Origin of the sequence: Streptomyces echinoruber (assembly GCF_014651135.1) — a bacterium.
GTDB classification, from domain to species: domain Bacteria; phylum Actinomycetota; class Actinomycetes; order Streptomycetales; family Streptomycetaceae; genus Streptomyces; species Streptomyces echinoruber.
Window position 1 is genome coordinate 684,120 of record NZ_BMWH01000001.1, and the last position, 12,238, is coordinate 696,357.

Consider the following 12,238-nt stretch of genomic DNA (forward strand, 5'->3'; position numbering starts at 1 on the left):
CCACAGGAACTCCCGCCCGCCCCTCACGACTTCTCCGCCTTCTCCGCCCTCTCCGGCTCCTCCCCTTTCTCCGCCTTCTCCACCCTCTCCGCCTTCTCCGCCTTCTCCGGCTTCCGGCGCGGCAGCCACAGCAGCATCAGTGCCGTCCCGGCGAGCAGCACCCCGGTGCCCGTGCGGAACACCAGCGCGTACCCCTCCGTCAGCGCCTGCGGCCCGGTGCGGCCGTCGGTGCGGGCGGCGGCGAGGGTGGACATCACGGCCAGGCCGAGCGAACCGCCCATCGTGCGGGAGGTGTTGACGAGCCCGGAGACCAGCCCGGCGTCCTGCGGGGCGGCGCCGGAGGTGGCGAGGGCGGCGAGCGGGGTGGCGGCGAGACCGGCGCCGAGCATCATCAGCACGCCGGGGCCCATGACGGCGGTCGCGTAGGCGCCGTGCGGGGTCATCGTCGACTGCCAGGCGAAGCCGGCCGCGGCCACCAGCGTGCCGAGCACCGCGACGCCGCGGGGCGCGAGCGCGGTCATCAGGCGCGGCGCGAGCTTGGCGCCGAGGACCACGGCCAGGGAGCTGGGGATGAGGGCGAAGCCGGCCTGCAGCGGCGTGTAGCCGAGGACGTTCTGCGCGTACAGCGTCATGAAGAACCACATGCAGAACATCGCCGAACCCGACAGGAACATCGCCGCGTTGGCCGAGGCCACCGAGCGCAGCCGCAGCAGCGCCGGCGGCATCAGGGGCGCCGCCGTGCGCGCCTCGACGGCGAGGAAGGCGCCGAGCAGCGCGAGCCCGGCGGCGAGCGGCGCCAGCGTGGCGGCGTCCGTCCAGCCCTCGGCCTCCGTCTGCGAGATGCCGTACGCCAGTGTGCCGAGCCCGGCGGTGACCAGTAGCGCGCCCGGCAGGTCCAGGCGCCGCCCTCCCCCAAGGACTTCGTCCCGGGGGGACCCCCATCCGACCCTGCTCTCCGTCAGCCAGCGCAGGGAGCCGAGGAGGACGGCGGTGCCCACCGGCACGTTGATCAGCAGCACCCAGCGCCAGGACAGCAGGTCCACCAGCACGCCGCCGACCAGGCCGCCGGCCGCGCCGCCGCCGGCGCCCACCGCGGTCCAGGTGGCCACCGCCCGCGCCCGCGCGGCCCCTTCGGGGACCGCCGAGGTCAGCAGGGTGAGCGTGGAGGGTGCCAGCACCGCGGCGCCGAGCCCCTGCGCGGCCCGCGCGAGGAGCAGTTGCCAGCCCGCGCCGGCGAGCCCGCCGCCCAGCGACGCCAGCGTGAACAGCCCCAGCCCGACGAGGAACATCCGCTTGCGCCCGTACAGGTCGCCGGCCCGGCCGCCCAGCAGCATGACCCCGGCGAACGCGATGGCGTAGGCGTTCACCACCCACTGCAGCCCGGCGGCGCTCAGGCCCAGGTCGGCCCGCATCGACGGCAGCGCCACGTTGACCACGGACACGTCCAGGACGACGAGGAACTGCCCGGCGCAGGCCAGCGTCACCACGAGCCAGGCGGGCGGCGCGGCGCGGACGGAGGTGCGGGCGGGGGTGCGGGCGGAGGCGCCGGTGTCGGTGTCGGTGTCGGTGTCGACCGTGTCCCTCATGCTCCCCATGCTCTCCATCGGCCCGCGCCCGCGCATCGGGATATCGCCGCAGCCCGTCCTCGGACCGCCGACCTAGGACCCGCCCCTGACGGCCCCGCTCCTGATGGACCCGCCCCGAGATCCTCTGACGGACCCGTTCCTGATCCGGCGTCAGAAATCCAAGGAACGGTCAAGAATTCATTAGTGGCCCGAAGCATCGGAATAGCCGGCCGGGACCGCCGGGTTCATGCTGCACATGACGCACACGACGACCGACCAGCCCCCCGCCAGAGCCGGCGCAGCCGTCGTCCCCGTGCTCGCGTTCGCGGGCATCACGGTCGCGGTGATGCAGACCCTGCTCGTGCCGGTCGTCAAGGACCTGCCGCAACTGCTGCACACCGCGCCCAGCAACGCCACCTGGGTCCTGACCTCCACCCTGCTGTCGGGCGCGGTGGCCACCCCGATCATGGGCCGCCTGGGCGACCTGTACGGCAAGCGCCGCATGCTGGTCGCCAGCCTCGCCGTGATGGTCGTCGGCGCGCTGGTCAGCGCCGTCACCAGCGACCTGCTCACCATGATCGCCGGCCGGACGCTGCAGGGCTTCGCGATGGGCGCGATCCCGCTCGGCATCGGGCTGATGCGGGACATGCTGCCGCGCGAACGGCTCGGCTCGGCGATGGCCCTGATGAGCTCCTCGATCGGCGTCGGCGGCGGCCTCGCGCTGCCCGCCGCGGCCCTGGTCGCCCAGCACACCGACTGGCACGCCCTGTTCTACGGCGCCGCCGGCCTCGGCGCGCTCGCCATCGTCCTCACCCTTCTCGCCGTCCCCGAGTCCCCGGTGCGCGCCGCGGGCTCCTTCGACCTGCTTGGCGCCCTCGGCCTGTCCACCGGCCTGGTCCTGCTCCTGCTGCCGATCACCAAGGGCAGCGACTGGGGCTGGTCCTCGGGCACCACGCTCGGCCTGTTCGCCGGGGCGGTCGTGGTCCTGCTGCTGTGGGGCGTGCTGGAACTGCGCACCGCGGCCCCGCTGGTGGACCTGCGCACCACCGCCCGCCGCGAGGTGCTGCTCACCAACCTCGCCTCGATCATGGTGGGTGTCAGCTTCTACGTCGTCTCCCTGGTCCTGCCGCAGCTGCTGCAGCTGCCCACCGCGACCGGCTACGGCCTGGGCCGGTCCATGGTGACCGCCGGCCTGTGCGTGGCGCCGCTGGGCCTGACGATGATGTTCACCGCCCCCGTCTACGCCCGCCTGTCCACCCGGTACGGTCCGCGGACCACCCTCGTCATCGGCCTGCTGGTCATCGGCCTCGGCTACGGCGGCGGCCTGGGCCTGATGTCCGCCGCCTGGCAGACCGTGGTCATCTCCGTCGTCCTGGGCGCCGGCATCGGCCTCGCCTACTCCTCGCTGCCCGCGCTGATCGTCGGCGCGGTCCCGGCGTCGGAGACCGGCGCGGCCAACGGCCTCAACACCCTGATGCGGTCCATCGGCACGTCCGTGTCGAGCGCCGTGATCGGCATGGTGCTGGCCGACACCGCCGCTCCCGTGGGCGGCGTCATGGTGCCCACCCTGCACGGCTTCCGCGTCTCCTTCCTCATCGCCACCGCCGCCGTCGCCCTCGGCCTGCTGACGGCCCTGTGCCTGCCGCGGCAGTCCCGCCCCGCGCAGCGCACCCGGTTGCGCGCCGGCAGCGAGCAGGACGCCCACCCGGCCCGCGCCACCGAGGCCCTCCGGGGCTTCCGCGGCCGGGTCCTGGCCGCCGACGGCACCCCCGTCGCCCGCGCCAGGGTGACCCTCATCGACCGCCGCGGCCGCCGCGCCGGCGCCACCGTCTCCGCGGACGACGGCAGCTACACCCTGCCCGTCCCCGCCGAGGGCCCCTACGTCCTGGCCGCCCGCGCCGCCGGCCACGGCCCCCTCGCCCACGCCGCGACCCACACCGGCGGCGACCACGTCGTCGACCTCGACCTGTCCCTGCCGGGCGAGACCGTGCCGGCCTGACCCGCGCCCGCCCGCCGCACCCCTCGGATCACCGCACCCCTCGGATCACCGCACCTCGGATCACCGCACCCCGGATCACCGCACCCCCCGGTCACCGCGCCGACCGGGGGGTGCGGCAGCATGGGCGCCCGGCGGTCCCGTACTCCCGTGCTCCCGTGCCGTCGCCGGGCCCGGGACCCTACGACCGACACGACCGGACGACTGACACCACCGGACGACCGACACGACCGACCGACCAACACGACCGGACGACCGACACCACCGGACGACCGACACCACCGGAAGGACCCTCATGCCCGTCGCTCCCCCGCCCCCGCCGGAGATCCTGGCCGCGTTCGAGGCGGCGAAGGGCTTCATGCCGACGCACGAGGGCCTCGCCCTCCACGCGGCCGCCGTGGAGGCCGGGAAGCTGGGGCTGCCGCTGCTGGAGGTGGGCACCTACTGCGGCCGCTCCACGCTCCTGCTCGCCGAGGCGGCGCGCCGGTCCGGGGTCACCGCGCTCACCGTGGACCACCACCGCGGCAGCGAGGAGCAGCAGCCCGGCTGGGACTACCACGACCCGGACACGGTCGACTCCGAACTCGGCGTGATGGACACCCTCCCGCACTTCCGCCGCACCCTGTACCGGGCGGGCCTGGAGGAGCACGTCGTGGCTCTCGTCGGCCGCTCCCCCCAGGTGGCCGCCCTGTGGACCGCCCCGCTGGGGCTGGTCTTCATCGACGGCGGGCACACCGACGAGCACGCCCGCGCCGACTACGAAGGCTGGGTCCCCCACTTGGCCGAGGGCGGACTGCTCGTCATCCACGACGTCTTCCCCGACCCGCAGGACGAGTTCACCGGCCAGGCCCCCTACCGCATCTACCTGCGCGCCCTGGAGTCCGGGGCGTTCACCGAGGTCTCGGTCACCGATTCGCTGCGAGTGCTACGGCGAACGGAGGCGGCGACGCGCGAGCGCGGTTGAAGTCGCAGGCGCGTTCTACGCGCCACCATAAAGTCGCTGGTCAGCGGCGATTTCAGAGGATAGATCGTCGCTTTTGCAGGGCTTGCGCTCGCTCACGGTGCTCAGTCCAGCACGCCCGAGGCCGCCGACCGGCCGGGATACCGTGCCGCCACACGTTCAGGTGACGGCAAATCGCCTATGCACTTACATACCGCCCTCTACAGGGGCGACGGCTGTACAGAGGAGTTCGTGCAGAGGGCGTCGGGGCTGTCGGAGGCCGTGGGTCGCGTTCACGCCGCCCGGGCTGCGTGAACGCGACCGCGGTCAGGGCCTGTCGATCAGTTTCCGTATCTCCGGAGGGAGCTTGTTGCCTGAGTAGGCAACAACGAAGGTGGCGTCGTCGGGGCTGTCACCGACGGCGACGGCCATGTCGGGTGAGATGCCGTCCACCGCGTAGGCGGTCATAGTCTCGCCGGATTCCTCAGCCTTGTGCTGGTCTCCGGTGTCCTGACACGGCGGGATGGTGGCGGAACCGAGCTTCTCTCCCGCCGTGAACTCCACGTTCGCGACGTCCCGGTACGTGCGGTCCTGATAGAGGACTCGGTAGGCGCAGGATTCCGCCTGCTCGCCTCCGTCACTGCTGCTCTCCGATGTGCAGGCCACAGCCAGCATCATCATGGCTGCCACGAGAGACACTCGCGTGGTTCGCCCCGACCGACTCATTGTGTTCCTCCTAGTAGATGCTTCGGAGGGCCAGGACGTCTCCCTTGCCGAGGATCCTGGCGATCGTCTTGCATGTGAACGAGTTCGTGTACATGGTGAGGTTCGAATGTCCCGAGCCCACGTGTCCCAGCCCGAAGACGTGTCCAGCCTCATGAGTACCGACGGAGCGGATGTCGTATTTGTTCGAGCAGCTGCTGGTCGGCTTGTTCGTGAAGTCGTAGTCGTGGGTGTTGAAACAGACGTCGGCCTCACGCAGGTCGTTCTTGACCCCGGGCATGGCCCAGGTGTACGAGCAGGTCGACGCGACGACACCGCTCTTGAGGTCGCCCCCATCCCACACGCTCAGCTCGTCCCGGCCGGTGCACCGGTTGCTGCTGTTGAGGCTCGCCTCACGGCTAGTATTAGCTAGGGCCTGTGTGATGTTGTGATCAGCCGGTTGCTTTCAGGAGGTCGTTGAGCCAGATCAGCGAGGCGCGTAGGTGGAGTCCGGCGAGGTAGCTTTCGGGCGTCTTGTCGTAGCGGGTCGCGATGCCCCGCCAGGCCTTCAGCTTGTTGATCAGGGGGTCTGTGTAGCGAACGGTGGAACTCAGTTGGATTTCTTCAGCGGCGGCCGACGGTGAGCCGGCCGTCGAAGGTGATGTCGAAGGCTTGGAGCGCTGCCTTCCAGCGCATGGTCCAGCGTTTGCGTCCGGTGCCGGTCGGGTCCAGGCTCATCACGGCCAGGTAGACGCACTTGAGGGCGGCCTGCTCGGTGGGGAAGTGTCCCCGGGCCCTCACGGCCTTGCGAATCCTGGCGTTGATCGACTCGATCGCGTTGGTCGTGCAGACGATTTTGCGGATCTCGACGTCGAATTGCAGGAAGGGAACGAACTCCGCCCACGCGCTCTCCCAGAGCCGGACGATCGCCGGGTACTTCTTCCTCCAGGTGTCGGAGAACTCCACGAACCGCTCCAGGGCAGCGTCCTCGGTCGGCGCGGCGTAGACGGGCCTGAGCGCCTTCGCGATCTTCTCCCAGTCCTGCCGGGCGGCGTAACGGAAGCTGTTCCGCAGCAGGTGCACGACGCAGGTCTGGACGATCGTCGCAGGCCAGACGGTGTTCACGGCGTCCGGGAGACCGGTCAGGCCGTCACAGACGAGCATCAGGACATCGGCCGCGCCGCGGTTCTTGATCTCGGTCAGGACCTGCAGCCAGTACTTCGCGCCCTCGCCACCGTCGCCGATCCACAGCCCCAGGATGTCCCGGTGCCCCTCGGCGGTGACCGCGACCGCCATGTAGACCGGCCGGTTGGCGACCTGCCCGTCCCTAACCTTCACGTTCACGCAGTCGATGAAGACCACCGGGTAGACGCTGTCCAGGGGACGGTTCTGCCATTCGGTCATGCCGGCCATCACGCTGTCGGTGATCGTGGAGATCGTCGACTTGGAGATCTCCGCCCCGTAGACCTCGGCGAGATGCGCGGAGATCTCTCCGTGCGTCAGCCCTTTCGCCGACAGGGACAGGACCATCTCGTCGATCCCGCCCAGCCGCCGCTGCCACTTCTTGACCAGCTGCGGCTCGAACGACCCGGCCCGATCCCGCGGCACCGCGATCTCGACCGGCCCCGACTCGGTGATCACCGTCTTCGACCGGTGTCCGTTGCGGTAGTTCTCCCGGCCGCCCTCAGCCCGCTCACCGGGCTCGTGCCCCAGGTGATCGGTGAGCTCACCCTCCAGCGCGGACTGCAGCACCCGCTTCGTCAGCTGCTGCAGCAGGCCGCCCTCCCCGGTGAGCTTCACCCCACCGGCCTGAGCCCGGGCCACCAACTCGGCGACCAGCCCGTCATCCACGGCGCCCGTCCCACTCACAGCGGCCTCCCCGGCCTTGATGTCACTCGCCACGTCAGTCATCAACTGTCGCTTCCAGCTCGGGAGTTACACCGCTCACCGTACAGACCCGATGGTCCGTGAGCCCGGTTCTGTGCGACGCCTGGCTGCCGGAGCCTGTGACGGAATTGGGCACAGAGAGAACAGTCAACCCGGGACCGTGGTTCCAGAGTCACTGTGCGAAGCGACGGTGCGGAGGCGAGTTACGCAGGCAGGAAGGGTCCGGCGACGGGCAAGACGGCGACGGGCTTGGGGTCTCGGCGATTCGCGACCACGATGTCGCTACGGTGAGGATCGTGGCCGGGGCGCCCTTTGCATCCTTCTCCAGGCCGTTCCACCAGGTCTCACAACTCTCTTGCTGCACTAGTAGTTGACTGAATAGCATCGCGTTCACTATCGCGAATCGAAGTTGTTCCGGTGCGTCGGGGGGCCTGGTGTGACGTTGATGATGGCGGTGGCGGCCGTCTGGGGTGTGCTGCAACTGTTCGCGATGTCCTGGCCGACGCGTTCAGTGCGCCTGTCGACCGTGCTGCTGGCACTCGCGGTCGGCGCGTACGGATGCGGTGTGGCGACGGCGTTGGTGCAGCTCGCCTACACCCGTACCTACGCGGAACAGTCGGGGCAGTCGCTGGTGACGGTGGTGAACACCACCAGCTACACAGTGGCTCCCTGGCTGGAGGAACTACTCAAGGTTGCCCCCTTGCTGCTGGCGGGGTTGAGCCTGAAGGTCCGCCGCCAGTGGGGGCTGACCGACTTCGTGGTGGTGGGCGCGGCGCTGGGGGCCGGGTTCGGACTGCTGGAGGCGGTTCTGCGGTTCGGCCTGGACGCGGACCGGGCGATCCCTCGCGGTGAGGGCTGGATCGTCCCCGACAGTCTGTCGCCGCCGTATGTGCCGGGCCTGGGGCAAGTGTTGACGTCCTGGCTTCCGGCGCCGTTCAGCCAACTGGACCTGGGCGGCCCTCCGGCCACGGAAACGTTCACGCACCTGGTGTGGACGGCCACGGCTGGATTCGGGGTCGGGCTGCTGTGGCGGGCACGCGGCTGGGTCCGGCTGGTGTCGGCGCTCCCGATCGCAGCCGCTGCCGTACATCATGCGGTGAACAACTACGCCGTAGAGGAACACGCCAGCAAGCCCAGGGAGTGGTTGGAGTCCCTGGACGGTATGGCGTGGTCGGCGCCACTTCTGTGTCTGGCCATGGCCATGGCCGTAGATCTGCGCCGACTCCACCGCGGCAAGCGCACCGTGCCCGGCGTACTGCTCGCGTCCGAGCGGGCCGACGGCGACAGCCTGGGAGCACTGCTGCGGTACGCGGCCTGGCTTCTGCCATGGAGCCTGCTGATCGCACTGCGCTACGTCAGGCTGCGGCGCTCCTTGCTGTACGCCGCCGCGTCGGCGCCGCCCGACGAGACCGCGGAACTGCATCGCGTGGTCGCGGGGATTACGGCCCGGATGGACGCGTCCGACAACCAGCGTGCCTGGCAGGCGTTGAACGTCCGTGCCTGGCTGAAGTCGGCTCGAAGGGCGCGCCGTTCTCGGGAGCGGTGGCTTGTGCTGATCCCATGCGTCCTCATGCTCCCCGCGCTGCTGTTCTTGGGAGTCGGCTCGTTCACCTCCGCTGCCGGCCTCCAGGTGTTCTTCAGCACCGGTGCGGGACCGAAGATCCTCATGGGCTTCGGCATAGCCGCTCTCGCTTGGATCGCCTACCAGCTCACCGCCCTGCTGCGCACCTGGCGGCTGGTGTCAGCGCAGCCGATGGGGGAACTGCTGGCGGTCCACCGCTTCCGTCTCGCAACCGCACTGGGGGCGGCGACCACCGGCGCACTCCTGCTGTGGCGCGGGTTCGGCGACGCCGGCCCCGACGGCAGGGCCATCCGAACGCTCCACCTGCTCGACGCCCTGAACACCTTCCTGGTCTACCTCGGCTTCGCCCTCCTCCTTCTCTCCCTGCTCGCACTGTTCCCTCCCGGCGGGTTCGCACTTGCCGGAGGCGGAGTGGTCGGCGCCTTCACCGCAGAGGCCGCGCTCAACGCGGGTGTCCTCGGTACTGCCGGCGTTGTGCTGATGGCGGTCGGTGCAGGGGGAACGGGTACCAGCGAGTCGGGCGGCGGCAAAAGTGAGGGCACCCCGCAATGGCTGCTTGACAAGTGGAAGAAGGGGCGCGAGTTCAACGAGGAGAATTGGCCACGTTACCCAGCGAACGAGGTCTACCTTGAGAACGGGAAGTTTCTGGATTCGTACCGGCCTGGAAAAGAGATCGTCTCGCGCAAGCAGACACAGATATCGAAGATCAAGCCAGAGACGTTCAGGAACTATCTGCGCGAGATCAACCAGAAGTACAAGGCGGGAACAAAGATCCCGGACACACCAAAGGCGCGCGCAGAATATCCACACCTGATCGGGAAACCGCTGAAAGGTAAGTACTATCTGGAAGTCCCCGTCCAGGCGCAGCCTGTGCCAGAATGGGCACTCAGGGAAGCAGCGAACCACGGCGTGATAATCCGGGACGTCCAGGGTCTCGTCTACCGGCTACCAAAGGGAACGGGCTGAATAAACCATGATCTGGACCTACTGCGAGCAGTGGAACAACCTTACCGAGACGCCCGTGAACCCACTGACGCCCGAGCAGGCGCAGGCCAGGCATGCGTCCGGCCAGTTGTACACCGCAGTCGCCTCTCCCGATGAGAATTCAGCGCCGGTGCTGCGAGTCGAAATGCGCCTGGAGACCGGCTACAGCTCAGTCATTTTCATGGATGAGTACGGTCGCGACTCCCTCGACTACACGTTCACCCTCATCAATGGCTCCTTCTTCCTGGAGACAGCAACCTCATACGACTACGGTGATTCGCAGGAGCGAGGCGGATACGCGGATGCCGAGCGCATGGAATCCTATGAGTTCACCACTGATGGCATCATTCGGCGGACTGTAGAGGTCGATGGCGAGGAAACCAGGGAAAGTCGTCACGGCATTGACATCGCCAGCAATTGGGAGCCTGTTCCAAATTTCGGCGCCTACGATTCGTTGATCCGAAGGGACCGCGCTTGACACCGCGGTATACGAGGAACGTTTCCGCGCATACAGGGTTGCGGCCTCGGCGCGGCCGGAGCAGCGGAGCCCCTCTTATTGATCATCGTCATTGATGGTTTCGGGCTCCCGGGTGTAAGCTTGGCGTTTAACCTCGCCTGTCACTCGACCTGCTGATCTGCGTTTCTTCCCGGGACAGCGGACGCGGCCGTTCTTCACGCTTCGAGATGTCGAGTCACGAAGCTCAAGAGAACGGCCGCTGCGTATGAGTCTCCCTGCCCCAGGGTCCGTAAGCGAGGCGTTGGACGTCTTGTCCCGCTTTCGGGTCGAGTTCTACGAGTGCCTTTACGCGCGGGCGGACGCGCTCTTCGAGCTCACCGACGCGGTGCTGTGTGCGGACGGGCCGGTGGAAACCCTGGTCGAGCTCTCCTTGGCGGTCGAGCACCGGCGCGGGCACGGTGCGATGTACGCGGCCCTGGACCGTGGCCGGCTGGAGCCGACACGGTTGCGCCGCGCGCTGGCGGGCCTGCCGCTGCCGAAGGCAGCCGACGGGCGGATCGTGCTCGCCGTGGACGTATCGCACTGGCTGCGACCCGACGCTCCCACCAGCGCCGACCGGCTCTTCTGCCATGTCTACGGACGCGGCGACCGCAGCTCGGACCAGCTGGTGCCCGGCTGGCCCTACTCCTTCGTCGCGGCACTGGAGTCCGGCCGCACCTCCTGGGTCGCTCTCCTGGACGCGGCCCGCCTGGGACCGGCCGACGACGCGACCACCGTTACTGCCGCCCAACTCCACGATGTCATCGAGCGGTTGATTAGCGCAGGCCACTGGAGACCGGGCGATCCGGACATCCTGATCGTGATGGACTCCGGCTACGACGTCGCCTACCTGACGCACGCTCTCGCCGACCTGCCCGTCGTGCTGGTCGGGCGCCTGCGCTCGGACCGGGTCATGCTCCGCGACCCCGGCCCCGCGCGGTCGGGCCCCCGGGGCGGGCGCCCCCGCCGGCATGGCGGCGTCCTCACGTTCAAGAAGCCCGACAGCCGGCACGAGCCCGACGTCACGACCACCACGGACACCACCCGCTACGGCACGGCCACCGCGACGGCCTGGGACCGGATGCACCCCCGGCTCACCCACCGCGGGCCCTGGCTGAACCACGCCAAGGAAGAACTTTCCATCCTGCACGGCACGTTGATCCGCCTGAACGTCGAGCGTCTGCCCGGTGACCGTGACCCGAAACCGGTCTGGCCGTGGTGCTCGGCCACCGCCGCCACTGCGGCGGACGTGGATTGCTGGTGGCAGTCCTTCCTCCGCCGCTTCGACCTGGAGCACACCTTCCGGCTGATGAAACAAACCCTGGGCTGGACCGCCCCGAAGGTCAGGAACCCCGACACGGCCGATTTGTGGACCTGGCTGATCATCGCCGCCCACACCCAGCTCCGCCTTGCCCGGCCCCTCGCCGAGGACCTCCGCCGCCCATGGGAACGGCCCGCTGGACCCCGCCGCCTCACCCCCGCCCGGGTCCGCCGGGGGTTTCGCAACGTCCGCGCGACAGCAGCCCGCCCGGCACGCGCACCGAAACCGTCCCGACCAGGCCCCGGACGCCCTCCCGGCTCGAAAAACAAGCAACGGGCCAGGCGCCACGACGTCGGCAAGACCATCAAACGCGCCGAATCGATCAAGGAACACCAAGCCCAGCAAGGTTAAACGCCAAGCTCACAGACTGTGTGTGAGACGGCGGACTTAGAGTTCATCTCGTTTGGTAAGCCTGCGGTGGCAGATGAGGGTGCATGCGAGGGCTGTGAAGGCCAGGAAGTGCTCGGCTTTGCGCTCGTAGCGGCGGTCGAGTCTGCGGCAGCCGCCCAGCCAGGACATGGTGCGCTCGATCGTCCAGCGGTGCCGGCCCAGCCGGGTCGAGGACTCGACGCCCTTACGGGCGATGCGCGGCGTGATGTGCCGGGTGCGGAGCCATTTCCGCAGGTGGTCGTAGTCGTAGCCTTTGTCGGCATGGAGCTTGGCAGGGCGGCGCCGGCGCGGTCCGCGGCGGGAGCGGACCGGCGGGATCCCGCGCACCAGCGGCTCCAGGGCCTGGCTGTCGTGCAGGTTCGCGCTGGAGATGCC

The 12,238-nt window shown here is 69.3% G+C and carries 10 protein-coding genes; 5 read left to right on the top strand and 5 right to left on the bottom strand.

What is annotated here, in order from left to right; all coding sequences use genetic code 11:
- Positions 1-23 precede the first annotated feature (23 nt).
- A complete protein-coding gene (locus IE225_RS02850; protein WP_190055646.1) occupies positions 24-1,586 on the bottom strand; it encodes an MFS transporter in 1,563 nt (520 codons plus the stop codon).
- 235 nt (positions 1,587-1,821) lie between these two features.
- On the opposite strand from IE225_RS02850, the gene IE225_RS02855 reads away from it, so the two are divergent.
- Both IE225_RS02855 and IE225_RS02860 read left to right on the top strand, forming a co-directional pair.
- Positions 1,822-3,564, top strand: coding sequence for an MFS transporter (locus tag IE225_RS02855; protein WP_190055647.1), 1,743 nt, complete (start codon positions 1,822-1,824; stop codon positions 3,562-3,564).
- A 292-nt stretch (positions 3,565-3,856) separates the two neighbouring features.
- The gene (locus IE225_RS02860; RefSeq protein ID WP_190055648.1) at positions 3,857-4,525 is read left to right on the top strand and encodes a class I SAM-dependent methyltransferase; all 669 of its coding nucleotides are present in this window, start codon (positions 3,857-3,859) and stop codon (positions 4,523-4,525) included.
- A 303-nt stretch (positions 4,526-4,828) separates the two neighbouring features.
- Here IE225_RS02860 and IE225_RS02865 read toward each other — a convergent pair whose 3' ends face one another.
- The 3 genes from IE225_RS02865 to IE225_RS02880 all read right to left on the bottom strand — a co-directional run bounded on the left by IE225_RS02865 (position 4,829) and on the right by IE225_RS02880 (position 7,114).
- Complete coding sequence (locus IE225_RS02865) at positions 4,829-5,182, bottom strand: DUF6281 family protein (RefSeq protein ID WP_190055707.1); 354 nt, start codon at positions 5,180-5,182, stop codon at positions 4,829-4,831.
- Between the two features lie 55 nt (positions 5,183-5,237).
- On the bottom strand, positions 5,238-5,567 hold the full coding sequence (locus IE225_RS02870; protein ID WP_229879170.1) for a matrixin family metalloprotease: 330 nt from the start codon (positions 5,565-5,567) through the stop codon (positions 5,238-5,240).
- A 260-nt stretch (positions 5,568-5,827) separates the two neighbouring features.
- Positions 5,828-7,114 (bottom strand): IS256 family transposase, encoded by a 1,287-nt coding sequence (locus IE225_RS02880; RefSeq protein ID WP_190055649.1) that lies wholly within the window; start codon positions 7,112-7,114, stop codon positions 5,828-5,830.
- Positions 7,115-7,535: 421 nt separating this feature from the next.
- On the opposite strand from IE225_RS02880, the gene IE225_RS02885 reads away from it, so the two are divergent.
- The 3 genes from IE225_RS02885 to IE225_RS02895 all read left to right on the top strand — a co-directional run bounded on the left by IE225_RS02885 (position 7,536) and on the right by IE225_RS02895 (position 11,824).
- Positions 7,536-9,638: a PrsW family intramembrane metalloprotease gene (locus IE225_RS02885; protein ID WP_229879188.1), complete on the top strand. Its 2,103-nt coding sequence runs from the start codon at positions 7,536-7,538 to the stop codon at positions 9,636-9,638.
- A gap of 7 nt (positions 9,639-9,645) precedes the next feature.
- Positions 9,646-10,134, top strand: coding sequence for a hypothetical protein (locus IE225_RS02890; RefSeq protein ID WP_190055651.1), 489 nt, complete (start codon positions 9,646-9,648; stop codon positions 10,132-10,134).
- A 244-nt stretch (positions 10,135-10,378) separates the two neighbouring features.
- Entirely contained in the window at positions 10,379-11,824 is a 1,446-nt protein-coding gene (locus IE225_RS02895) for an NF041680 family putative transposase (protein WP_190055652.1), read from the top strand.
- Between the two features lie 36 nt (positions 11,825-11,860).
- Here IE225_RS02895 and IE225_RS02900 read toward each other — a convergent pair.
- Positions 11,861-12,238: IS5 family transposase (locus IE225_RS02900; RefSeq protein WP_190055653.1), on the bottom strand; the 378-nt coding region annotated here is incomplete at its 5' end.